Consider the following 24,863-nt stretch of genomic DNA (forward strand, 5'->3'; position numbering starts at 1 on the left):
GTTACCTGTTGCGCATCAACAACATTCGCCGGAGAGGAGCAGTAGCATGTGTAATGTCAACGACAGGATCTGGGACAATCTGAACATCGCCGTCATCGTATCCGACCCCGAATTCAACGTGACCTATGTCAACAAAAGGGCCTACGAGCTTTTTGACGAGTTGAAAATCGGTGGTCTGGGAGTCGGCAGAAACATGGCGGGCTGTCACAAGCCGGAAACCATGGAGAAACTGAAGAAGATTTACCAGGACTTCGCCGACCGGAAGATCAAGATCCACTATTTGACGATGGAGGGTGGATCCGAAGGCACCCTGACCGTCGTCAACGTGCCTTTCTATGATGGAGAAGCTCTTGGCGGGGTGATGGAAATGGTATTCGAGCAATCTCTCGCCTGATACCAAGTCCTTAAATAAGGGTAAAAAGAAGAGGCCCGGGGGATATCCCTCGGGCCTCTTGCCGTGAATGACGCCCGCATCCTGCAGCCCGGGGAATGCCGCCTGCAGGAGAGGACTCGTCTCCAGATTATTGCCTTGAGTTAATGACCGTAGGGTGTTAATTATCGATTATCGTTCCTCTGGTTGTCGTCCTTGTATGAACCGATAGCGGCGGGGGTCGAAATCATGGCAAAGAGAGCGGCAGTGGTCATCGGCGTGGATCAGACCGGTCACCTGCCCAAGCTGACTTCGGCCTCCAAGGGGGCGAGGGCGGTGGCGGAATGGCTGCTAAATGAAGGCTATGACGTGGAATGCCTGACCGATGAATCGGGGCCTGTGCATGCCGCACATATCGAGGAGGCGGTCTCCAGGTTTGTTACCCTGCCCCCTCGCTATCATCTTCTCGTCGTTTATTTCTCGGGACACGGTTTCTGGCATGCCCGTTCCGATCTGTGGCTGCTGAGCGGTGCGCCGACGAAAACCACCGACGCCATCAACCTCGACGGGGCCATGGACCTGGCGCGCTACTCGGGCATTCCCAACGTGGTTTTCATCTCCGATGCCTGCCGATCGATCCCCGATTCCCGGGTGGGGGCGAAAGTCGTCGGCATCGACGCTTTTCCCAATTACGCCGAAATCAGCACAATATCGAAAATCGATGTCTTCAAGGCCACCAGCGAGGCACTGTCCGCCTATGAGGGGGAGATCGACGGCAAGCGGCACAGTATTCTGACGTACGCCCTCCTGTCCGCCTTCAAAAAACCGGAACCCGCGATGGTGCGGCAGCTGAACGTAGGCACCGAACAGTTGTATGTGGTTCCCAACCGAGCCCTGGAAAAGTATCTGCAGAAAAAAGTCGACGCCATCCTGGAACATATCGATATCAACCTCACCCAGTGCATCGAAGCCAATGTCCCTTCCGACGACGACGTTTATATCGCCTGCGTGCGCGGGCGGGTACAGCCCTTTCTGTTCGAGGGACCGGAGCGGCTCGAGGAGCGCTCCACTGAAAGTCCCGGCCGGGCCGCCGCTGCAATTCTGAACCGGACCTTGACCGGCGGCTCGCAGCTGGAAGGTGCCGGCGCGGATGAAATGATGACGGAATTCGATCAGGCGACGGAATCCAAGGTGGCCTCGCGGATGCCGAGCGAAGCCGTCGAGCACTTCGAAACTCAGGCCGGCTTTCTGGTTCATGGTGCACGCATCGCCAGGGCGGTGGCGGCGAGGGGAGCAAACCATGTCAGGGTCGACCTTCTCGAATCGGGCGATGGCGGCCAGAACCCTGCTTTGATTCGCTTGGGGAACTTGCGCCCGGCGGTATCGGTGGCCCTTCAGACGGAAGATGGCCGGTGCGCCATCCTGGCGGGCCTTGATGGCTATATCGGGCATGCAACCTTTGACGGGCGTGGGCTGGTGAATGTCAACTATGTACCCTCGGCGAATCACTGGCGCTGGGACCTGTTCCGGCAAGTCAAGGACAAGATCGATCGACTGCGGGCTCTGGTCGCCACAGCTGTGGAAGACAACCGGTTCCATGTCCGCTCGGAGGCCGAGGCGGAGGAACTGGGTCGACGAATCCGCGTCGAAAAGGCGATCGACCCCACCCTTGGCCTGTATGCCGCTTACGCTTTTCTGCAAGCCGGAAATATTGATGCTGTGAACAGTGTGCATGAATACATGTTGCATGATCTGCAGACCGACCTGTTCGACGTGAAAGCTCTGGCGACGCGCCATGCCCGCAAGAGCTGGCAGCTTGATCCCGTTGTGCCCTTCTGTCCCATGCTGACTCAGACCTGGAACCTGCTGCGGCCCCGCGGAATCCCCCTGCATCCGGTGCTGCAGGCAGCGCTTCCCCATCTGTGCAACGCCCTTTGGACCACGTTCACGCCCGAGGGGGCGATACCGATCCTGCAAGCCATCGAGAGAGGAGAACTGCTATGAGAATTCTCATGATTCACGGTCGTGCGCAAGGAGGCAAGGACCCCGAGAGCCTGAAATCGATCTGGCTTGATACCCTGAAAAAGGGCTTCAAGGCCGCCGGGGCGCCTTTCCCCGAGGGGTTACAGGTCGATTTCCCCTTTTACGGGGACAAACTCGATTATTTTACCGAACAGGCCCGACTCCCCTCGCCGTCGGATCTCGTCGCCAAAGGTCCCGGGCAGGACCGTGAATTCGAACAGTTCATGCAATCGGCCCTGGGGGAGATGAAAAGCCGGGCGGAAATTCCGGACGAAGAGGTTGTCGGCGAACTGGACGAAAGGGGCGTCCAGGAGAAAGGCATCCAGAACTGGGGCTGGGTCCTGGCCATCGCCCGCGTCATCGACCGCCATCTGACCGGGGCTTCGGAGTTCACCATCGAAACGTTTCTCAAGGACGTGTTTCTCTATCTGAGCAAACCGGCGGTCACCCGCGGCATCAACCGGATCGTGCAGGAGAAACTGACCGGGGAGCCGACCATCGTCATCGGTCATTCCCTGGGCTCGGTTGTCGGTTACAAAATCATTCTGGAAAACCTGCAGAGTTTGAACCTGGTCAAGTACATCACTGTCGGGTCCCCCCTGGGGCTCAAGGCGATCAGCAGCAGACTCGCACCTTTGCAGAACTCCTGTGGCGCGGGGGGGTGGTACAACGCCTACGATCTCCGCGATATCGTGGCCCTCAATCCCTTGGACGACAACCATTTCCCGACCGATCCGACGATACTAAATCACGGCGGGGTCGACAATCAGACCGACAACCGGCATGGGATTGTCGGGTATCTGAACGATGCGTCTGTGGCTCGGCAGATAGCGCAGGCTCTTGGCTGAAGGGTTCGCCCGGCGAGGCTGGGAAAGGGCAGAGGAGGGTAAACATGGGTCTCGGTAAAAGGGTGCCGGATTGGTATGGCCGTCTTGATCTGACGGATGCACTCCCGATCTCCAAGCCGACTCAGGCGTCGGACCTTTGGATGATCTTGTATGAAGACTGGTTCGATCAACAGAAAATCGCCGGCGACCGGACGCTGATCCGAGAGGTGATGGCCTTCCGAAACCACGTGGAGCAAAGTTTCCCGGACGCTGTTGTATTCGATTTTCTGCCTATCCTCTTCGTACGCGGTTCACGGAATAAAATAGAGTCGTTATCCAGGGTTCCTCGTTACAGATATGCATTTCCCCAAACCGTTGAGGTGGATGACTATCTCCCGGTGTTGCGGGGAATCAATGCGCTGAGGTCCGAGACCGGTCATCAACTATTCGAGTGGCAGGCGTTCGTGCAGAAGGGGGGGATTTTGCCGGATGATAGTTTTGTCGGTGGAATGATGCCGGAAGGTCGTTATCCTTCGCCCCTCGACAGCCGGCTTATTCTCTCTGATCCGATGATCCCCCGCAGCACACCGCCGGCCTGGATGCCGGTTCTCAACCTGAGCATCGGGCCGATGCTTCCGGAAAATCCCTTGAATCCGGTGCTCATCGCTTTAAGCGCGGCTGCCAATACCCATCTCGTGGTTGTCGCTGCCGGCAATGCTGGGATGCTGGAGGGGCTTTCGACCCTGAACGGATGGGCGCCTCTAGGCTCCGCCATGGTTGTCGGTGCGACCGAAGACGACCAGGGTTTGCAACTGGCGAAATACTCTTCGACCGGTTTGCCCGCAGATGACCGCAATCATCCGGATGTCGTCGCCTGGGGCGATTCCCCCCTCGGAACAGGCCGGGGCACCAGTTTTGCCGCACCGCGGGTGGCAAAACTTGGTTGCCTCGCCGCCGCGGCCGTCTTTCAGGTTTTACGGGTTCAGGAAGAATGCCTTGGTCGTTCTGTGGGTGTCCCGCTTGTCGGATGGGGCATGATCGATACGGGAGGAGAAATCGCCGTTCTGCCGGCACATGATGGCTCCACAGTCCTTCCTTTCGGCGGCATTGATGAACAGGTTTTGGGAGATACGTTTCAAACTGCCCGGAGGACCGGCAAAGTGTTTAATTTTTTCTTAAACGGCGCCCTGCTGCGATCCATGATCATCAAATCGGCTAAAAGAATGCCCGGATACGGCGTCCAACAGGTCGGAGCCGGTTTTGTGAATGAAAAATTGTTCCTGGACTGGCTCGCCCGGCAAACGGTGGAGGATTTTCTCGCCCCGTTCGGCCCCATCGATCTGATTCCTTCCGCTCTCCGCCAGCGGCCCGTGTTCCATCGCGACGGGCTGGCAGGATTTGCCGACGCCGCCAAGCGTGCACAACCCATCTGGTTTTTCGATTATGAGCGGCAACGTTTTGGAGTAAACAGATCCCCTGATAAAGGCGAACAGAGACTTCCTCTCTCTGGACGAGGGGTATCCCACGGCATTCAAGTGGCCTTGTCATAAGCCATTTGATGGCGCTGCTCAGAGCAAGCAGGTCGATTGAATTCAGGCTCTGCTCGGAGCGGGAGCAGACAGCATCCGCGCCGATACCCGGCGGCCGGCCGGCGGTGAAATACCAGGGGCGGCGGCCGGGCAGGAAGAACCCTTCTTGCCTTTCCGAATCACCCGTATCCAAGGACATACGCATTCGCCACGGGCAGCTGCCGAATGATCCCGGATCCGACCTTTATTCCTTATCCCCACCTAAACGACACCCTCGGCACTTTCCCCCTCTATTCACTCACCTTTTCCGGCTTTTGCAATTTAATTCCAAAAATATCGTAAATTGGTTCCATTTTTGCTTTTAATACAAATGCAAAGCCTGGATTTATAAAATCCTTGCAAATTTCCTTGGTCAATTTCCTTCTATCCAAAACCTGGAGGAAATTTGCAGTGTCCTTGCGCTGGATTTTTTAAACAAAAAAACCGGATATTGAGTACCAGACAGGGCAAAAATTATTCTTCAAGATTTTGACAGATACGGATCGGACAAAAACCTGAATTTTATAAAAAACTGCTTATCTTACGAATGGAATAGGGCAGAGGAGGGCTAATGAGTGTCCGGAAATTGACTTTTGTTTTGATGATGTTTTTAACCATTCCCGTAACGGCTTTCTCCTTGCCGCTGCAAGAAGCCGGAAAGGCGCCAGCCCTGTCCCTTGAGGAGTGCATCCGGGCGGCTCTCGAAAACAACCGCCGCCGGCCGGCGTCCCGCTATGCCGTGGAGATGGCCGAGGCCCGGCACCGGCAGGCTCTGGCCGGATACTGGCCGCAGATCGGGCTCAAGGGGGGCTACCACCGGATGGATGAAGCCCCGAATTTCCTGTTTCCCGGCCGCTCCTTTTCGGTGCCGGAGCAGAGTCTGCCCCTGCCTCCCGGTCTCGGCATCGCCATCGTCGACCCCGCCAACAATATTGTAGGCAGCATCTCATCCTTTCCCGGGCAGACCATCGAGGTTCCTGACCAGGATGTCAAATTGATGGACGAGGAATCCTTCGTGGCATCCCTGGAAGCGCAATGGCTGCTCTACGACGGCGGCATGCGCAAGGGCTATCGGGAACAGGCCCGGGGTTACCTGGAGATGATGAAGCAGGAGTCCCGCAGGACCGATCTCGAAATCGTCGACAGCGTCAAGCGCCTCTATTACGGAGCGGTGCTGGCCGGGCAGCTCCATCAGCTGGGTCGGGATACACTGGCCCGCATGGAGGCCACGCTCGGATTGACGGAAATGATGTACCGGGAGGGCTCGGGCACGGTCAAAAAAACCGACTATCTCGACAACAAAGTAATGGTCGAGACGCTGCGCTCCATGGTGGCGCTGCTGGAGAAGAACGATCTGATGGCCCGGGCGGCCCTGGCGAATACCATGGGGCTGCCCTGGACTGCCAGTGTCGATCCGGCTGATGGAGATCTGCCCTTCAGGCCGGTTTCGGTCCGGTTGGACGAACTGGTCGGCACGGCCTTTCGGTTCAACCCCGACTGGGCCGCCATCGAGGCGGGACTGGGAGCTGTAGAGGGGGCCCTGCGCACGGCCGGCAGCGGGCATTATCCCAAAATTGCATTCACCGGCGAACTGCACAAGTGGTGGAATGATTACGACGGCGGGATGGCCACCGATGAGAATCAGGAGGGGTGGAGCGTCGGACTGGGTCTGGAGATCCCGATCTTCAGCGGATTTTTGACTCAAAACAAGGTCTCGGAAGAAAAAGCCCGGCTGGCCAAAATAAAAGAGGAGCGGTTCCTGCTCAAGGACGGCATCGGCCTGCAGGTGAGGGATACCTTTCTGGGCCTGAATGCCGCCGAAAAATCCCACCAGGCGACCCTTGACGCCATGACGGCCGCCGTGGAGAACCGGGACCTCAATACCCGGGCCTACCAGCACGGACTGGTGGAAACAGAGAAGGTCATCCGCGCCCAGTTGACGGAAGCGCTGATGAGCGCGCAGCACTACAAGGCCCTCTACGATCACGTCGCTCTCCAGTCCCGGCTGAACCTCATCGTCGGGAGCGAAGTCATGAAAACCTTGCAGCAGTGATTCGTTCGGGCCGGAGTCTTATGCCATCAGCTGGAAAAAACAGAAACTCCGGACTCACCGGATGCCGATTCTGCAGCGGTGCCGCGGCTCTTTTTCTACTATTCGGAGCCTTTCTGCTTCCAGTGGATGCTGCTGGTCAACCCCTTAGTCCTTTTCGCACCGGATTTTCCGCCGATCTGTTGGCTGGTGTAAATGAAACCGATGCCAGGGCGGGACTCAGGGCCTGGGGTCTCACCGTGGCTGTCGATCGGGGCATCCCCGTGGAGCCGGATGTCCGGGTTTTCAAAAATACCAGGGAAATGCAAATTGCCCTGCAGAAAAAAGAGGTGGATGTCGTGTCCGTGTCCTCGGTCGAATACGCTTTCCTGCGCCGGAAGGTAAATTTCGCGCCTCTTTTTCTGGTCAGGATGGATGGAGAGCTGGCAGAAGAATACCTGCTGGTGGTCCACCGCAGCGGGCCGGTGAAAAGCATCAAGGATCTTGCCGGGCGGCATATAAAATGCTCGACGGACGCGCGCAATTGCCTGGCCCCCCTGTGGATCGATACGCTTCTGTTCAGGCAGGGCCTTGGGTCCCTCGATTCCCTGGCCGGCCGCATCACCCGTGAGACCCAGATCACCAAGATCCTGCTCCCGGTATTTTTCCGCCAGGCCGATGCCTGCATCGTGACGCGGAACGCTTTTGAAACCATGGTCGAGCTCAATCCCCAACTCGGGCAGCAGTTGTCAATCATCGAAACCTCGCCGGCCTATGTGCCGGCCATGATGGCCTTCCGGGCCGATTACCAACCGCCCTATCTGAAGGACCTGCTGGAAGGGGTCCGCAGCCTGCATCAAACGGCGGCCGGCCGCCAGGTTTTGCTGATCTTCAACAGTGAAAGAATCGAAGAGCACCCGGCCGCCATTTTGCAACCGACCCTGGAACTGATCGAAGCCCACGCCCGGTTGTCAAAAGGGAAAGTACCTCAATGAGAACGATTCTTGCCGTATTGCTGCTGCTGTTTGCTGCCGGACTGAGCCTGGCGGAGAGGTGCCCCGATGAAGCGGTGGACCGGCCCCATTTCCACATCGGAGTATCTGCCCGGCTTTTTGAAAAGGTCAAGCGCAATGATGCTGCGGCCGCCTTCAAGGCCTGGGGGACCAGCCTGGCCAGGGAGCGCGGTATGAAGGAGATGGTGGATGCCTTCCTTTTTGACGAACCGACTATCATGAGATCATCGCTCGACAGCGGAGAACTGGATGGGGTCTGTATCCCGACAGATGAATTAATGGCCCTTGGTTTGAAGACTGATTCCGTCATTCTTCCCGTTCGGGCCGATGGCCCCACCACCAGCTACGCCCTGATTGTGCACAGGAGCAGCGGCATCGAAGAAGCCGCCGGCCTCCAGGGACGGCGGGTCATCGTGCATGAAGGGTCCGGGATGTCCCTGGGCCAGGGATGGCTGGAAGCGGTTCTGCAGGAGGGAGCGCCGAAGGGGAAAAGGCGGACGGCGGATCTGGTCCTGACGGAAAAGCCGATGAAGGGGATATTGGAGGTCTTTTTCCGGCAGGCCGACGCGGCCCTGATCTCGACCGCTGCCTTTGAAGTGGCCTGCCAGATGAACCCGCAGTTGCGCCAGGACCTGAAGGTGCTGAAGGTTTCTCCCCCCTTGATCCCGGTGGTTTTCGTATTCAATCACCGTTTCCAGGGAAAGTCCCGGAAGAGTGTCGAGGAGGCGATCCTCGCGTTTCACCAGACCCCGGGCGGACGCCAGGTGCTGAACATGTTTCAGAGTAGCCGGATGGAGAGGCATCCCATTTCCGTGCTTGATGAAACCCTGCGGTTTATCTCCGGGCGGACGGATTTGCAGGTTCTGGCGAGGACGGCACAATGAGACACTTTTTCCCTCTGGACAAGCTTCTTTGGTGTCTGGCCGGCATGATCCTGCTTCTGGCGGCTTGTGTGCCGGCCCTGGGAGAAGACGGGCCGGCCCTGAGACCGGCGAGGCTTAAGGTCGGCTTTATCGAGAGCACTTTTCTCGGCATCAACCACCGGGATGCGGAAGCCGCCTTCAAAACCTTTGCCCGCACTATCGGGCGGACGGAAGGGTACGATGTCGAGGTCGAGGTCGTGTTGTTCAAGAGCGCCCGGGAACTTGACGCCCTGCAGGCCGAGGAAAGGCCGGAACTGATCATTTTGGAAACCTGGAATTATCTGGATCTGAAGAATCCCGGCTGGCTGAAGCCGGTTTGCGTGACTGCCGACCGGGAGCAGGTGGCCAAGCGATTTCTGCTGCTGACCGGCAATCCTGATCTGAATAGCCTGGCCGACCTGCGAGGAAAATCCCTGAACCTTTTCATGATTGCCAATGCCGAACTTGGTCATCATTGGTTGCAGGCCCTGCTGCGGGAACGGAAGCTGGGGACGGTGGCGGATTTTTTCGGCAGGGTGGAATTGCACACGGAACCGATGCGGGCCATTCTTCCGGTGTTTTTCCAGAGCAGGGATGCGGTGGTGATCGATTCCGCGAAACTGGAACTGATGGCCGAACTCAACCCTCAGCTGAATCGACTGAAAGTCATAAACTCATCCCAGCCCCTTGTCAACGGAGTGCTCTGTGTCAAGCGATCCGGCTGGTCCTCCGCTGTTTTTCAGGACGCCATGCTCAAGGTCTTGCCGGATCTGCATCGATCTCCAGCGGGACAGCAGATTCTCCATCTTTTCAGGCTTAATCGTCTGGTTCCCTTTGAAGATCATTTCCTCGATGAGGTGCGCAAGCTCCGGCACAGGACTGTGTCAAGGCAAAATTCTCCTGGAAAAGCTTTTCCGGGCGGCAATATCTGATTTAGGAAAAAGGCAATCGAAATATGAATTCGAAGCTTAAAAAACCGTTTCGCTTGGGAATCGCCCTGCGCATCGCCCTGCTGACCTGGCTGGTGGCTCTGATCACTTTGCTGTTCTTCGTCCTGACTACGCTGCCGAGGGAAAAGAGAATTTACCTGCAGAACCTGGAATCCAAGGCCAAGAGCGTTGCCGTGTCCCTGCGGGACGTGGCCGCGGGGGCGGCAATCAACGAGGATTTTGCCGGCGTCGTCAACGCCTGCCAGACCCTGCTCGCCGGTGACCCGGAAATCGACTTTCTGGTGGTGATGAAAAACGACGGCTTTGCCCTGATCAACGATCAGGCCGGCTGGAAGGTCGAGGAAAAAATCGAACCTTACTGGAATCCTGCGGAGCGGAAAACCTCTGCCGACATCAGCGAGGTTCCCCTGCTCAACCGGCGGGTATTCCACTACGCCCAGCCCTTCGATTATTCCGGAATCCAGTGGGGATGGATTCACGTTGGACTCTCCCTCAAGGCCTACGACCAGAGTGTCCACTCCCTGTATCAGCACACCCTGCTGCTGTCCCTCGGCTGTGTCGCCTTGAGTCTGCTGATCTCGTTGGCTTATGCCTCCCGGCTCGTGCGCCCTATTCTGCGTCTGCGCCAAGCCGTGGAACGGGTTGCCGGGGGCGATCTTTCGGTACGGGTGGAAATATCCGGCAGCGACGAGCTGAGCAGTCTGGCCGGCTCGGTCAACAGCATGACCGACTCCCTGCTGCGCCGCGACCGGATTCTCGAGAGCGTGCGTTTTGCGGCTCAACGATTCATGGTGTCCGAACAGTGGCAGGAAGCGATCACCGAGGTGCTGGCCCGGTTGGGCCGCGCGGCCGATGCCAGCCGCGCCTATCTGTTCGAAAACTCTCATGACGAAACCGGCCGCCTGTGCATGTCCCAGCGTTTTGAGTGGACCGTGGATGGTATCGAGCCCCAGTTGTCCAATCCGGACCTGCAGATGCTGCCCTATACCGAACCCGGTCTGGATTTCTGGCGGACGACTTTGGGCGGTAACCATATCATCAGCGGTCCGGTCGATCAGATGAGCGAGCCTCTCCGGGCCGTTCTTGAGCCTCAAAACATTCTCTCCCTGATCGTCATTCCGGTGTTCGTCGAGAAAAGATGGTGGGGCTTTCTGGGTCTGGATGATTGCCATCACGCCCGGGTCTGGACCGACGCCGAGGAGGACAGCCTGCGCGCCGCCACGGATATGCTGGGCGCGACGATTGCCCGTCAGGGCATACAGCAGGCTCTGCTGGAGTCCAAGGCGACCCTGGAGCAGCGGGTCGAGGAGAGGACCCGGGAGCTGCAGACCCAGGTTTCCGCCAAGGAAAAGGCCCTTTCCGAACTGGCTGCGACCCAGAGTTCGCTGCTGGAGGCATCCCGGGTGGCGGGTATGGCCGAGGTGGCCACCGGCGTGCTGCACAATGTCGGCAATGTCCTCAACAGTGTCAATGTCTCATGCAACCTGCTGGTCAGTCGTTTGCAGAAGTCGAGGATCGGGAATGTCACCAAGGTCGCGGAGCTGATGAACAGGAACGCTGGCCAACTGGCGACTTTTCTCACAGAAGATCCACGAGGGTCTCAGATCCCGGCGTATCTGGATTCCCTGGCTGCCAATCTCGAGGAGGAGCGCCAGGGACTGCTCGGCGAAACTGAATCACTGCGGGAGCGGGTCGATCACATCAAGGAGATCGTCGCCATGCAGCAGAGCTACGGCCGGGTGTCCGGGGTCGACGAAACCATCGATCCGGCCCAGCTTATGGAGGATGCGATCAAACTCAACGCCGGGTCGCTGGAGCGTCACGGGGTGACCGTGAGGCGGGAGTATCGGCCTTTGCCGCCGATGCTTGTGGACAAGCACAAGGTCCTGCAGATTCTGCTCAACCTGATCAAAAATGCAAAACAGGCCTGCAGCGAGGTGGAAGGGGAAAAAGTCCTGATCCTGCGGGTCGACAATCCCGAACCGGAGATCGTGCGTTTCCAGGTCGGGGACAACGGGATCGGGATTCCATCGGAAAACCTGACCCGCATTTTCCAACACGGTTTCACCACGCGCAACACCGGACACGGTTTCGGTCTGCACAGCGGCGCCTTGGCTGCCCGGGAACTGGGCGGGCGGCTTCACGTCTACAGCGATGGACTGCACGCCGGTGCCACCTTTACCCTTGAATTGCCTTATCACTCTGGAGGGAGAACATGAATGCCTGTGAGTTCGATCGGGTGCCGCGCATCCTGATCGTCGACGACAATCAGTCGATCCACGAGGATTTTAAAAAAATACTGCTGAAAGAAAAGACCGCCGACATTCAGCTTGAAGATCTTGAAAACCTTCTATTCGGCGAAAGCCATCTGGTATTCGTCCCCCCGGACTACGCCCTGGACTTCGCCTCCCAGGGGAAGGAAGCCCTCGAACTGGTCGAAAAGGCCCGGGACGAAGGGAGACCCTATGCATTGGCCTATGTGGATGGGCGCATGCCGCCGGGGTGGGACGGCATCGAGACGATCAGCCGCCTGTGGGAGGTCAGCCCCGACCTGCAGGTGGTGCTCTGTACGGCCTATGCCGATTACTCCTGGGACGAGATCCAGCAGAAGCTCGGCGAAACCGACAGCCTGGTCATTTTGAAAAAACCGTTCGATATCGCCGAAGTGCTGCAGTTGACCCACGCCCTGACGCGCAAGTGGCAACTCAACCGCCAGATCCAGGGCCGTCTGCATCAGCTTGCCTATTTCGACAGCTTGACCGGACTGGCCAATCGCACCCAGTTCATGGACTGCCTGCGCCGGTCCCTGAGCGGGGCGAAGAGAAAAAACCGCAAGGCCGCCCTGCTCTACGTCGACCTCAACGATTTCAAGCGCATCAACGATACCCTGGGACACAGCATCGGCGACCGGCTGCTGGAAATCATGGCCCAACGTTTGACCAGCTGTGTCAGGGAATCGGATCTCGTCGGATGCTGCCAGGAAGAGTGCAGGACCGCCCGGCTGGGAGGGGACGAATTCACCGTGCTGCTGAGCGATATCGATTCGGACGGGACCGTCGCCTCGGTGGCTCACCGGATCTTCTGCTGCCTCTCCCAGCCGGTCGAGTTGGGGCCGCACCAGGTGATGATCACGCCCAGCATCGGCATCGCCCTGTTTCCGGCGGATGGTGAAGATCCCGATACCCTGCTGAAAAACGCGGACATGGCCATGTATTTCGCCAAGCGCAACGGGCCGAAGAGTTACCAGTTTTTCCAGGAGTCGATGAACGCCGAGGCCCTGAAGCGGCTCACCCTCGAGACACAGCTCTCCGGTGCCCTGCAGCGCAATGAAATGTTCCTGGCCTACCAGCCGCAGTTCGACCTGCAGACGCAAAAGCTGAGCGGTCTAGAAGTTTTGCTGCGCTGGGAAAACCACGAACTCGGCCTGGTGCCGCCGATGGAATTCATCCCGATCGCCGAAGAGTGCGGCTTGATCCATGTCATCGGAGACTGGGTAATGCGGACCGCCTGCCGTCAGGCTCGAAAGTGGATCGACCAGGGGATCGGTCTGCCCCGCATCGCCGTCAACGTTTCACCCCGGGAATTCATCCATTCCGATTTCCTGTCGCGGGTTCGATCAGCCCTGGCTGAGAGCAGACTCGACCCTTCGATCCTGCAGATCGAAATCACTGAAAACCTGCTCATGGAGGATTATCGGGGGACGGACAAGACGATAGCCGCTCTCAACGAAATGGGGGTGCAACTCGCTATCGACGATTTCGGCAAGGGCTATTCCAACTTGACCCGCCTGCAGGCCCTCGCCATCGACTATCTGAAAATCGATCGCGCCTTTGTCAGCGGAATCGATACCGGATTCCGCGAAAAGTCGGTCCTCAACGCCATCATCGCCATGGCCGAGGGGATGGATCTGGGAGTCATCGCTGAAGGGGTGGAAACCAGCAGCCAATACCTGTATCTTAAGGAAAGGCGATGTGACGAGGCGCAGGGTTACCTGCTCAGCTGGCCTCTGAATCTGGATCAGGCTGAAGCGTTTTTGCGGCAGTTTGGTGGGAACTCTACCGGTTTATTCCCGGAATGCTTTTCGGAGACTTGAGCGGACCAAAGAAAGGGGGGTTGCATGGAAGACGAAAAAATCAAGGTTCGGATCACCGAGAGCGGTCAGACCATCGAGGTGCTGGTGCTGAGCAAACAGGCCGACAAAATTCAGGTTCTGCTCGGAGCAGGAGCCGACAGCATCCGCTGCCAGTTGCTGCCGACACCCAGCGGCCGGGCCTATGCGGGGAGCGTAATGGGGCGGGAGATTGTCTATGAGCGCAGCCGGCGGGAGGTTGAGGGCGATATCAAGCAGCTCCAGCAGGAGCGGCAGAAGCAGCGCCGGCGTTAAGGGTTAAGGAATTCCAGGATTTCAAGGGCTCAGGGATTCGGGGAACAAAGCTAGGGGTTCAGCCTACGGTGGGCCAGGGACGGTAACTGCCGGCGTACCTGCTCGACCCTGTCCCGGTCGATTTCGGCGATCAGCACATTCCCTTCCATTTTTTCCTCTTCTTCTTCCACGCAGGCCAGTATCTCCCCCCACGGATCAACGATCATGCTGTGCCCCCAGGTTTTTCGGCCACCCGGATGGTTCCCGGCCTGTGCCGCCGCCAGGACATAGGCCTGGTTTTCAATGGCCCGGGCGCGCAGCAGGATCTCCCAGTGGGCCCGGCCGGTGGGGACGGTGAAGGCGGCGGGGACGCTGAGCAGCTGGCAGCCCTCGCGGGCGTAGTGGCGGTAGAGTTCGGGGAAGCGCAGGTCGTAGCAGATGCTGAACCCCAGAGTCCAGCCGGCGATATTCACGGAGACAGGACGTAATCCGGGAGCGATGGTCTCCGACTCCCGGTGACTTTCACCGGGAAGGTCGACGTCGAAGAGGTGAATCTTGTCGTAGCAGGCGAGGCAGGCCCCGTCAGGACCGAAAACCGGGCAGGCGTTGCGCAACCGGCCGCCATCGCCCTGGAGCAGAAGGGAACCGCCGATGATATGCATCCCGTATCGGGCGGCGCTTTCGGCCAGAAAGGGCAGGACGGTGGAGCAGGAGACCTCCTCGGCCAAATTCTGTCGTGCCCCCGGATTTGGGCTCATCAGCGCGAAATTTTCCGGCAAAACCGCCAGCTTTGCCCCTTGTCCGGCCGCTTTTTCCAGGAGATCGGCCGCGATCCGGAGATTGGCAGTCACGTTTTCGCCGGAACACATCTGTAAACAGGCTGTCCGCATGCGGCACCTCATAGCGTCAATTAAAAGGCATTTTCGCACAAAAAGGGGAAGGGAATCAAAAAGATCAGAGAGGGGTGAGGAAGAAGTGCGATCGGGGATGCTCGGGAGGTGGCTCGATCGTGCAGTTTCTGCGCGCCTGATCAGCAGCGCGATCCTTTGAAACATTCATACTAATACATCAATTCGCATCAAGGGCGGGAGATCTGATCACAATAAACAGACTGAGCAGGAGAAAAGCGCTCGTCATCAACGTCACGGTACAAGTTGTCAAAGGCGCATACAGCAAATAAGCCCGCCAGGAATGCTGACCGATAATCGTCGAGAGCAGCTCCTTTCCGGGAAACAACAATCTCAGCAGGGCCATGCGGCGTTGGCGGGTTCCTTCGATAAACAGAAACTCCCAGAAGGAGGCGGCAAGTCGATCTCTAAATGTTCCATGCCCATGTTCCAGGTCGCGCCTGACCAGTTTTGAGGGCAGTAAAGCATCTTTCAGCCAGATGCGGGTGAGGCGGGACTGAGGCCGTTGTGGAAATTGACGCCACGGTTGTGGCCCCAAACCATACACCATGCCGAGCAGGTCCATCGTCGCTGCCAGAATCGGTGTCAGCCCCGCTATCTGTGCCCGCTGCAACAAGAGAGAAACGTCCCCTTCCCGCAACCGCAACCGCGCCTGTTGGAGATCGTCCAACCATTTTAGTCCCGCAAAGCGATGATGCAGACAGAAGTGGTAGGCCAGGTAGATCCATTCGTCGATCGGGTCGAGAACGAACAGCTGTCCCTGCTGTCCCCGAATCTGCCGGGCACGCGCAAAAACTGTCGGCAGCAGCATGCCGCTGTGACGAGCAATATGCTTCTTGACGATAAAGGCCGTATGAACGTCGATCGACGGCAGACCGGGGGCCTGGGTGATGAATTCGGCCTTGCGCTTGTGTTTCTGATACCCCGGTTCGAGCATCTGCGTTTTTTTCGGGCGGTAGCCCAGCTCCTCCAATACGGTGGCCAGAGAGGGCAGGTCCTCGGGCAATACCAGCAGATCGATGTCGCTCAGCTGTCGCCGGCCCGGGTCACTGGCATAGAGGGTCAGGCTCAGAGAGATCCCCTTGACGGGCAGTATCGAGAATCCCCGTTTCCGGCAGCGATGGGCGATCTTTTCAAACAGGGCCTGTGCGCAAAGCGCGAACATTGTCTGGTTTTTCTTTTGCCGCGTGACGGCCTCCCAGCCGGGTCCGTGACCATCCGGCCGGTGCGCCAGGCCGCAGAGATGGTGGCAGAAGAGTAATTCCTGCTGCCGGTGCGACAATGCGGGCGCATCGATCTCGCCTCGAAGCCAGGCAGTCAGAAACTGCCAATCGGCCAGGGTCCGTTCCGGGGTCGTCCGTTCCCGTTGTCGGCATGATCCCGCACCAGGCTCTTTCATGGACGCTTTCATTGGGCCTCGCGTGGCGGCAGTTTGTTCAGGCTGTTTATGGCATGGGCCAGACAACCGCCCGAACATTGCCCGCGTTTCAGGTAGGCGCAGCTCAGGCAGGTCTCTTTGCAGCCGAAGGTTCGGAAGCGGGCAACCTTTTGACGGTAGAAGCGCACGGCCTCATTCCGGTTGCGAAAGCGTTCAAGTTTGCTGTTGAGCACTTCCGAGAGAGGGAAGCAGTGCCAGATGTCGAGATCCGGTCCGATATCGATTATGGGTTGACAGACGCTGCGAAAGCCCTCGGTGTATTGCAGGAGTTTGCCCAATTCCTCCTGAGAAAACATACAAAGGGTCATGCCGCAATCGAAGCCGATGAGGATGTCGTTGCGAATGCAGTCTTCGGCCATGGCGACAATGTTCCGCCCCGCTTCGCGGTAGTCGGCGGGAGCCAAAAATGCATTGTTCTCACCCACAATCGGCTGGGCGATTCCGATGCGGATGCGGCGTTTTAGCCGGTAGCGCTCGATGAGCGGTAACAAAAAAGCATACTCGAATTCCGGAGCCGTAAGGGTGATGCCGACCTGGGCCCTGGCCCCCAGCCGCTCGAGCGCGTAAGCGACCTTTTGCTTATCCTCGGCCGCGTCATTGGATTGGGGGGAAACATTGCAGAGAAACGACACCTGATCCACAGGGGTGTCTGACAGAAAGTCGGCCGTTTCCGCCGGCATCATGGCGTTGGTAAAAACATGGATATGGAAACCCCGCTCCAGGGCCTCGCCCACAATGTCGGTAAACTCGGGATGGCGGGTCGGTTCGCCACCCAGCAGGCGCAGGCTCATCTCACCGGAGCCTTCGAGAAAATCCATGACCTGGCGCAAGTTCGCCCGGGACATGAATTTGGCCGGAGCTCCCTCCGTCTGGCTTCCAAGGCGGCTTTTGGCAAAACAGAAAGTGCAGCTTCGGGGGCAATCATTTGTAATGAGGATGTTGGCCATAGGGGTCTCGTCTTTTTGCAAATTATCGAAAGAGTTACTTCAGCCTCTCAACGTCACAATCCGAAAACAATCCTTCGCCCAGGTCTGGCAAACGGTTTTTCAGCGGCCTGCCCGTGTCCGGAGAGAAGCAAGGAGGCATCGCCCCGGCGTGACTGAGCAGGTTAAAGCCGTCCAGCAGAGACAAGATCTCCTCCGGGTTGTCCAGATTCAGTCTGTCCACAAGCCTGCGTGCCACATGCGGCGGCAATTTGAGCCAGAGCCGCTGAGTAATTGCATCTGAAAAGGATTCATACAGGGCCTGTTCCCAGGCGCCATCGGCTGTCGGCAACGCTTCCGGAACGGTTACCACCGTCACATTCCGTCGGGCCAGCTCGGCAACCATGGCACGGTAAGCCTGAGGCGAGGCTGTTCCCGGGTAGAGAACCACCTCGAGATGAGGACGAATGGCGGCATATCCGGCCAGCTGGATGGATCGGTCAAAGGAACTGATCTTGTCCAGCAGCACCCGTTCCGCCGAAAGATCCTCGCTGTTCAGGGTCAGAAATGTTTTGAAGTGCCAGAAACCCCGATGCACCAGCGGGTCCAGCCAGGCCGGATCGTCGAAGGTATCAAGCGGCGCAATCAGGCGGTTGCGGGCGGTGGCGGACAATTGCAGTTGGCCGGCAAGCTGCAGCAGGCTCCGGCCCCGAGCGACACCGTCTCCGGCCAGGACATCGACGTCGCAATCAGCGGCCTCCTGCAGAAGGGCAGCGGCCAGATTGCGGTTTTGTTGCGGCTCTACCAGGTTGTTTCCGCAACCGGGACAACCGTGGCTGCAGCCTTCCTGCAGGGACAGGCGCTTGCGCCCCGCCTCATGTCGAGGATATTTGGGAAGCCAGGGTGCGGTAGAATGGATCGAGCGTGCGGAAAGATTGTAATGCCGTTCCAGCACCTTTGCGAGCACCTGGGCCATGGTCAGGATAAAAGGGGGCATCCAGGTGGTCCCATTCACCAGGTAGGGCGGTCGTTGATCATATTGATAGCCGTATTCGTCCGCCCGGCGGCGCAGTTCGGTGCCGTTGAGCAGGCACAATTCATTGATGAACAGGCGGGTAGGTTTCTCGTCCAGAACAAAGCGGATGCCTCGAAGGAACGAGGTAAAGGTTTCGTAGGGCAGACCGCAGATCAGATAGATGTTGAAGGTGGAGCCGGTTCGGCGAAGGCGCTCTACGCCCTGCCGGTATTTCTCCTGGGAAAAAGGACGGTGAATCGCCCGGGCGGTAGCAGGATTTGTCGACTGCAGCCCGAGATCAATGATGGAAAATGTGGAAAGGTATTGCGCCATCTCATCTGTTACCCGGTCGGCGTAGACCTCCACTGAAGTCACCGACCCCGGGATCTGCTGCTTCACTTGATAAAAAACCTCGTGCAGTCCTTGCAGCCGGGTTGGGTCGCTGTTGCAGAGAATCGCATCCATGATGTGAAAATATCTGGCGCCGCGAGCCACCATAAATGCGACCTCGTCCCGCAGACGCTGGATGCTGGCTGTGCGGACGCTGTCGCGTTTGGCCCCTTCGAAACAGAAACTGCAGCGGAACGGGCAGCCGCGTGATCCTTCGAGCATGACACCCAGGAGGTTGCGCTGGGTGGTAGGCACCAGACCGGCAAGGATTGCCGAGGGAATTTCGTCAAGACTGGCGACCACTTCCGCGGGGCGAGTGAACCGCTCTTCCCCTGTCGCCCGGTAGCGCAGCCCTGAAACCGCCTCCGGCTGCCGGAGCTTCTGACCTGGAGTCCATTCTCTAAGGAACTGCAGGAAGGGCAGTTCGCCCTCGCCTTCGATCAAATAGTCGAACTCCGGCGCGACAGAGAAAAAGGAGTACACGGAACCAGTGACTTCCTGGCCACCTCCGAGCAGCGTGATTCCGGGATTGTGCCGGCGCAATTGGCGCGCCAGCGTGATGCAGTGATCGCGATTCCAGATGTTGATGGAAAATGCTACAAGTTCGGGCTGCCATTGCAGAATGCACTGCAGCAGCGGCTCCAGTGGCTGGGTGTTGTCGATCTCGACATAGCGGCAGTCGTAACGGTCGAGCAACTCTTCTGTCTGGTGCCCCAGCAGGGCCAGGATGCGTACCGGCAGGCTGTAGTAGCCCGGCATATTGATGGCGACCAGCAACAGCCGGTGTTTTCCGGATGCTTTCGCCCAGTTAGGCTGTGTCGGGTCCAGTTCCAGCCAGGTCCAGTCAGTCGTCGTGGTCATGAAATACTCGGAAGAAAAAGGTGTTCAATCCCCGGGGGCGCGCAGGGCGGCGGCAATCTTGTCAAAATGCTGGTCGATCTGTCCATGCCAGCGGCTCAGGCGTCGCCGGGCCAGGGCAGGAACCTGCCGCAACAGGGCTGTATCGACCGATCCGGAAAAGGATGCATAGCCTTCGCACAGCCAGATGACGGCTTCGGCATCGATCGGCAGCAGGAATGCTCCCAACTGCGACAGGGCAAGCTGGATGTAGCGCTGCCGGCGCCGGGGTGCGAAAGCGATATGTTCGTAGTCCACCAGCATCAGGACCGGCGCTGCATCGGCTCCGATGCGCAGCAGCAGGTTGCCGGGGTTGAGGTCCCGGGGAAATACACTGCGGGCGTGCAGGTCGGCCAGGTAGCAGCCAAGCGCCCGGCTCAGATCCTGTAAAGCATATCGGCAGTGCTTTTTGGTGTGGTGGTAATGCTGCAGCACATGCGTGCGCAGAGATACCATCTCCTCGCACCATTCGGCGACAAACAGAGAGCGGCGGCCTCTGCCGAAACGTTGATCGCCGAAACCGGCAACCGGCATCGGGATGCTCACCCCTTGCTGCCGCAGCCTCTGGGCTTGCCGAAATTCCCGTTTGCCGCCGCTGCAGCTGCACCGATCTCGAAGCTGCTGCGGCCAGGCGGGATTGAGGTAGAGCTTGCCGAACCAATCCTCATTGGCGCCGGGGGCTCGGCAGCGGAACAGGATTTTCTGACGATCGCGGCGGAAAATGGCGCAACCCTCGGCCTCGGTCCACAAAAGCTGCCGCAGCCAGCGTTGCTGTTGTTCGGAAATCGAAGCAGTGATCATCGGGCGCTGCCTCCCTGGCATATGGGCGTCAGGGATTCCTTGCGGTGCTGCATCCATTTACGGCAGGTGCTTGGCGTCAATTCATGCAGTCCGCCCTTGTCGAGAAGGAGGGCGCGGTCGCAGTGATTCAATACAGTGGGCCGGTGAGAGATGTGGAACACGATCAGGTCGGCGGCCAGCCGGTCAATGTCGTCAAGAATAGAGGCCTCTGCGGCAGCATCCAGTTCGCTGGTGGCTTCGTCGAGAATCAGCAAGGAAATGGGGCGTACCAATGCGCGGGCCAGAGCGACACGCTTTCTCTCTCCGCCGGAGAGAATGCTTCCCCGCTCTCCCACGCGCGTCTGACTGCCCTGGGGCAGGCGCTGGAGAATTGAGCGGCAGTCTGCCAGGGCAATGGCGCGGTCTATCTGTTCGGCCGTCGCCTGCGGATAGCCTTGGCGGATATTGTCCTCGATGCTGGCATCGAACAGCAGCGGCTCCTGGGAAACTATGCCGATCTGGCGGCCAAGGGACTGGGCATCGAGGCTGGCCAGGTCCATGCCGTTGACCAGTATCCGGCCATGCCGGCAGGGATAGAAGCCGGTCAGGAGGTCGAGCAGCGTCGTTTTGCCGGCGCCGCTGGGGCCGACAATGGCAATGCGCTCGCCGCGCCGCGCCTGAAACGAAACCTGCCGGAGCACATCCCGCTGGCCATCGTAGGAAAAGCTGACATTCTCGAATGCTATTTCCCGGATCGGACCGGAAAGAGGAAGTTGCCCCGCTGCGGGTTGCTGTTGAGCCGTGAGCCAGTCGATACGCTGTACCGCCGCCACCGAACGCTGCAACTCGACCAGGGAAGCAGCTACGCCCTTGAGAGGCGTTTTCAGTCCCATTGCGGCGGTGAGGCAGCCGACGATCTCCCCCGGTGTCGTCTGCCCCTGCTGCAGCTGGTGGTAAGCCAGGGCGACCATGGCGATCAGGGCAAGACCGTTAATGATCTCGGCCGCTGGTGAAACGAGGGCTTTCAGCAATATGGCCTGTTTGCGAAATTGCAGCAGCTCCTGGCCATAGGTGCGGAACCGATCGAAACCGCTCTGTTGCAGGTCGAAAGCTTTGACCTGGCGTATGTTGGTCAACGATTCGATCATCCATCCCAGAATCTGGCCCTGGCGACCCAGATACTGCCGCTCCGCCTTGCGCGCCCGTTTCCCGGCCAGGGTCACGCTCCAGCTGATCAGCGGGATGGATGCAATAGCGAACAGCGCCATCGCCCAGTTGAAGTAGAGCATGGTGCCGACAAGGCAGAGCAGACGCACAGGATTGAGCCAGCAGGTGGCATAGAGTTCGATCACGCCGGCTGCGGCGGCCTGGGCGTCGTTGCTCACCAGGCTGGCCAATTCGCCGCTGCGCGAGGCCGTGTGCAGTTCGAGGCTGCTGCATTGCAGGCTGACGTAGAGGTCGTTGCGGATGTCGTTGCTGAGCTGCGCATGGAGGAGGGTCAGCAGGTAGTGGTTCATCATCTCGAAGCCGCTCCGGCAGCCAAGGGCGAAAAGCCCCAGCAGCATCCAACCGAGCAGGATGCTCATGGCTGCGCCTTCGGTTACGCGCTGGGTGGCCTGGTGAAAAACCCAGGGGATGATTCCACCCAAAGCTGCCAGGGGCAGAGACCCGGCAACGGCCAGGGCCAGACGCCGGCGATAGGGGCGGACATATTGCCACAAAAACTGCAGATTGCGGCGATTCGCCCGGTGCCAGTCAGTGCTGTTTTCGATCTGCTCCGCACCAAGGCGGAAGCAGTTGCTCGCCTCGCGCATCATTCTGAGCTTTTTTCTCCTTCGGTCCCGACTCGGTAGCTGAGACAGCCTCCGATGCAGCGGCCACCTTGCCAGAGCGGGCAGCCGGTGCATCGCGGCAACAGGGGAATCGCGCTCATCCGCCGGATGTCAGCCATAAAGGGGCGGGCTGCAGCCCGTGGCGATCTGCGGGATGTGATCGGCATCGGATCGGGGCGGTTGAGACCCAGACAGGGGATATAGGTCAGATCGGGCGACACGACGATGTTGTTCGAGTATCCCAGCAGGTGTACGGGACAGTTGGCCGCCATCGAGCCGTTGGCGAGAAATGTCGCAGCAACCTCCTCGGCCATGTAGCACAAGGGGAACGGCTTGGACAGGATGGTCTGCAGGCGCCGCTGACGCCCCGCCAGGACGAAGCGTTGCAAGGCTTCCCCAAAGGCGCCGAAATGGTCGGCGGGGACGTAGGTGTTGTGCCGCAGGGCATTGGGCATCGGAACCGCCGCCCGCACCTCTCGCATGCCGGTGGCCGCCGCGATATCGAGGTAGCGGGCAATTTCCATCTTCGGCTGCAGAATGTTGATGCGTAAAACGGCGTTGACCCCTGCCTCAACCAACTGCTTTGCCGTGGTGGTGAAAGTTTTCAGCCGCAGGGCATCCGCCAGCACCTCATCAGTCAGGTGCATCGTGACCGCCAAAGGATGACCGCTGATCACGGTCTCGACCGTTTTGGGCGGAATCAGGCCGTTGGTGGCCATAAACCAATCCATTTTCCGCCGTACAATACCCTCAACCAGGGGGATAAAGCCGGAGTAGAGCGTTGGTTCCCCTCCGGAAAGTCCGATCCGTTTTACGCCGGCGTCAACGGCCCAATCCAGAAAGCGAAAAAAAGTTTCGACCGGTTCCGGATGCTGGACCGGACTACCGGCGGAAATGCAGTAGTCGCAGCGCAATTGACAGGCCATCGTCGGAGAGAGGCCGATCTGGATGGGGAACTGTTCCCTGCGCAGTCGGACGGCGTGTCGGCTGAAGGAGCGCGCTGCGGCCGAATGTCCTGAGGCCTTTAGGGTGCCGGCAAAGCGCCGCTGTGCACCGGGAAACATGGCCATGCGCTGTAAAAAGCGCTGCCGTGCCGCCTCGTTGTCGATTTGGGTATAGGCCCTGGCGCAGCGGGACGGAAAGTCGTGTGTCTCCCCCCAGCCCGCACAGCTGTTGAGAATCCAGTCAGGGATGGAAGCAGCTGTCCTGGGCGGCGGGCCTTCATCAACCCATCGTTTCGGCATGGCCGCAAGGGGTACCCGCTGGTTCAGCAGGCTTACGGCCTCCATTGCGATGGGCTCGCGGACGTCGGCCAGCGCCCCGATCAGTTCCTCGATAAGATCTTCGCTGCAGTCGCATCGCTGGCGCCACGCCACCAGTGAGGTGATCATTTCGATGTCCGCTGTGGAGCAGTGTGCGGAGGGCCGGGCCGGCTGCAATGAAGGCATGGTCATTCCACCCTCTTGCTTGATAGTGGTTGGTTGCGCTGTGCCAGGCGAGCACAGTTCCGTGTCAACCAGGCACCGAGGGCGCCGGGATCACTCCCGGTGTGCAGCACATATGCCGGAACACGATCAGCCAGATCCATCAAGCGCTGTGCGGCTGCCGGCGCCAGTGTCTGTCCACGGGAAAAGGTATGGGACTGGAAAAAGCGTCCCAGGGCAGTGGCCGGCGGCAGCGGCTCAACCGCCGGTCCTTGCGGATGAATCCTTACGAAGAAGCTGACATCCAGCGCAGTCGGCCCGGGCCAGAATGCCTCGGCGTAGATATCGGCCGGGTTGACGCGCGCCTTAAGCACCGGATCCGGTATCGTTATCTCGAGCGCCGCCAGTTCGGGAAAAAAATTCAACGTCTGCTCCGTGAGATTCATCGGTTCGGGAAAACCGCTTATCTGCAACTTTCCCCGGACTTCGCCGACCAGGGCGACCAGATCGTCTCCGAGCAGCCGGGCACCCTGGCGGACCAGAGAGAGCGCTGTGGTTGATTTGCCGCCGCCGCCCTCCGCTTGCAGCAGGATGCCGGTCCCATCCGGACAGCGCAGGGCTGCCGCATGCAGCAACGGGATTCCCTGGCGGCAAAGAATTTCGCGGAGCACCGACACAAGGCTCCCCGCGACGGAAAGGCCAACCTTCTGGTTGCAGCTTTTTCGAGCGACGAACCGGACCTCATCCGCGAGAGGCGAAAGCCAGGCGCAGCTGAGTCCCTGGGGCTGTAGGGCAACCGTCGCCCGATCCCCATCAGGACCATGGAGCATAACCGCTTGCGCAGAAGGGGACAGACCGGCGATCGTTTGCTGCAGCCATCCCGGCAACATATCAAGAGGTGCTCCGGGCGCGACACAACAGGTGTGCAAATGAATGGGGATCCCTCTGTTGCACGGAGCTGCGAGCTGAAACATTTCCGCGACGGCATCGTAGACGGAGCTAGGCGAGCCCGATAGAGCAAACGGAGTATCAATAAACAGAAATTGTTTCATGAAGAAAAGACGAATAGCGAAGAAGGGGTGTTCATCGAGCAAATATTTACACTAAGACAGGGCACCGTTACATATAACGGTGCCCTGTGCATAAAATGGTACTAGTGATAGTAGTAATAGTAGTAAGTAGCACTTACCGAATCCAATGGTTCATGGCGGA

At 58.9% G+C, this 24,863-nt stretch carries 19 protein-coding genes; 11 read left to right on the top strand and 8 right to left on the bottom strand.

Annotated features, from left to right (window positions below; all coding sequences use genetic code 11):
- Positions 1-46: 46 nt before the first annotated feature.
- The 11 genes from R2940_07695 to R2940_07745 all read left to right on the top strand — a co-directional run bounded on the left by R2940_07695 (position 47) and on the right by R2940_07745 (position 14,065).
- Positions 47-394 (top strand): hypothetical protein, encoded by a 348-nt coding sequence (locus R2940_07695; protein ID MEZ4599657.1) that lies wholly within the window; start codon positions 47-49, stop codon positions 392-394.
- Between the two features lie 225 nt (positions 395-619).
- On the top strand, positions 620-2,374 hold the full coding sequence (locus tag R2940_07700; GenBank protein MEZ4599658.1) for a caspase family protein: 1,755 nt from the start codon (positions 620-622) through the stop codon (positions 2,372-2,374).
- The gene (locus R2940_07705) at positions 2,371-3,240 is read left to right on the top strand and encodes a hypothetical protein (protein ID MEZ4599659.1); all 870 of its coding nucleotides are present in this window, start codon (positions 2,371-2,373) and stop codon (positions 3,238-3,240) included. The genes R2940_07700 and R2940_07705 overlap by 4 nt, the downstream gene beginning before the upstream one ends.
- A 44-nt stretch (positions 3,241-3,284) precedes the next feature.
- The gene (locus R2940_07710) at positions 3,285-4,769 is read left to right on the top strand and encodes a S8 family serine peptidase (protein MEZ4599660.1); all 1,485 of its coding nucleotides are present in this window, start codon (positions 3,285-3,287) and stop codon (positions 4,767-4,769) included.
- A 589-nt stretch (positions 4,770-5,358) separates the two neighbouring features.
- The gene (locus tag R2940_07715) at positions 5,359-6,840 is read left to right on the top strand and encodes a TolC family protein (GenBank protein ID MEZ4599661.1); all 1,482 of its coding nucleotides are present in this window, start codon (positions 5,359-5,361) and stop codon (positions 6,838-6,840) included.
- Between the two features lie 20 nt (positions 6,841-6,860).
- A complete protein-coding gene (locus tag R2940_07720; protein MEZ4599662.1) occupies positions 6,861-7,811 on the top strand; it encodes a PhnD/SsuA/transferrin family substrate-binding protein in 951 nt (316 codons plus the stop codon).
- Entirely contained in the window at positions 7,808-8,713 is a 906-nt protein-coding gene (locus R2940_07725; GenBank protein ID MEZ4599663.1) for a PhnD/SsuA/transferrin family substrate-binding protein, read from the top strand. Before R2940_07720 ends, R2940_07725 begins: the two co-directional genes overlap by 4 nt.
- Positions 8,710-9,663, top strand: coding sequence for a PhnD/SsuA/transferrin family substrate-binding protein (locus tag R2940_07730; protein ID MEZ4599664.1), 954 nt, complete (start codon positions 8,710-8,712; stop codon positions 9,661-9,663). The genes R2940_07725 and R2940_07730 overlap by 4 nt, the downstream gene beginning before the upstream one ends.
- Positions 9,664-9,686: 23 nt before the next feature.
- Positions 9,687-11,900, top strand: coding sequence for a HAMP domain-containing protein (locus tag R2940_07735; GenBank protein MEZ4599665.1), 2,214 nt, complete (start codon positions 9,687-9,689; stop codon positions 11,898-11,900).
- Positions 11,897-13,774, top strand: coding sequence for an EAL domain-containing protein (locus R2940_07740; GenBank protein MEZ4599666.1), 1,878 nt, complete (start codon positions 11,897-11,899; stop codon positions 13,772-13,774). Before R2940_07735 ends, R2940_07740 begins: the two co-directional genes overlap by 4 nt.
- A 24-nt stretch (positions 13,775-13,798) precedes the next feature.
- On the top strand, positions 13,799-14,065 hold the full coding sequence (locus tag R2940_07745; protein ID MEZ4599667.1) for a hypothetical protein: 267 nt from the start codon (positions 13,799-13,801) through the stop codon (positions 14,063-14,065).
- Positions 14,066-14,115: 50 nt separating this feature from the next.
- Here the strand turns inward: R2940_07745 and R2940_07750 are convergent, their stop codons facing one another.
- The 8 genes from R2940_07750 to R2940_07785 all read right to left on the bottom strand — a co-directional run bounded on the left by R2940_07750 (position 14,116) and on the right by R2940_07785 (position 24,541).
- Complete coding sequence (locus R2940_07750; GenBank protein MEZ4599668.1) at positions 14,116-14,934, bottom strand: carbon-nitrogen hydrolase family protein; 819 nt, start codon at positions 14,932-14,934, stop codon at positions 14,116-14,118.
- A gap of 178 nt (positions 14,935-15,112) precedes the next feature.
- Positions 15,113-16,351: a nucleotidyltransferase family protein gene (locus R2940_07755; protein ID MEZ4599669.1), complete on the bottom strand. Its 1,239-nt coding sequence runs from the start codon at positions 16,349-16,351 to the stop codon at positions 15,113-15,115.
- 8 nt (positions 16,352-16,359) lie between these two features.
- Positions 16,360-17,337, bottom strand: coding sequence for a radical SAM protein (locus tag R2940_07760; protein MEZ4599670.1), 978 nt, complete (start codon positions 17,335-17,337; stop codon positions 16,360-16,362).
- Positions 17,338-17,371: 34 nt separating this feature from the next.
- Positions 17,372-19,579, bottom strand: coding sequence for a radical SAM protein (locus R2940_07765; GenBank protein MEZ4599671.1), 2,208 nt, complete (start codon positions 19,577-19,579; stop codon positions 17,372-17,374).
- A 24-nt stretch (positions 19,580-19,603) separates the two neighbouring features.
- Positions 19,604-20,416, bottom strand: a complete 813-nt coding sequence (locus R2940_07770; GenBank protein ID MEZ4599672.1) for a lipopolysaccharide kinase InaA family protein — start codon at positions 20,414-20,416, stop codon at positions 19,604-19,606.
- Entirely contained in the window at positions 20,413-22,212 is a 1,800-nt protein-coding gene (locus R2940_07775) for an ABC transporter ATP-binding protein (protein ID MEZ4599673.1), read from the bottom strand. The genes R2940_07770 and R2940_07775 overlap by 4 nt, the downstream gene beginning before the upstream one ends.
- Positions 22,209-23,681, bottom strand: coding sequence for a radical SAM protein (locus R2940_07780; protein ID MEZ4599674.1), 1,473 nt, complete (start codon positions 23,679-23,681; stop codon positions 22,209-22,211). Before R2940_07780 ends, R2940_07775 begins: the two co-directional genes overlap by 4 nt.
- The gene (locus R2940_07785; protein ID MEZ4599675.1) at positions 23,678-24,541 is read right to left on the bottom strand and encodes a hypothetical protein; all 864 of its coding nucleotides are present in this window, start codon (positions 24,539-24,541) and stop codon (positions 23,678-23,680) included. Before R2940_07785 ends, R2940_07780 begins: the two co-directional genes overlap by 4 nt.
- Between the last annotated feature and the right edge of the window lie 322 nt (positions 24,542-24,863).

Source organism: Syntrophotaleaceae bacterium, from assembly GCA_041390365.1.
Lineage (GTDB): Bacteria > Desulfobacterota > Desulfuromonadia > Desulfuromonadales > Syntrophotaleaceae > JAWKQB01.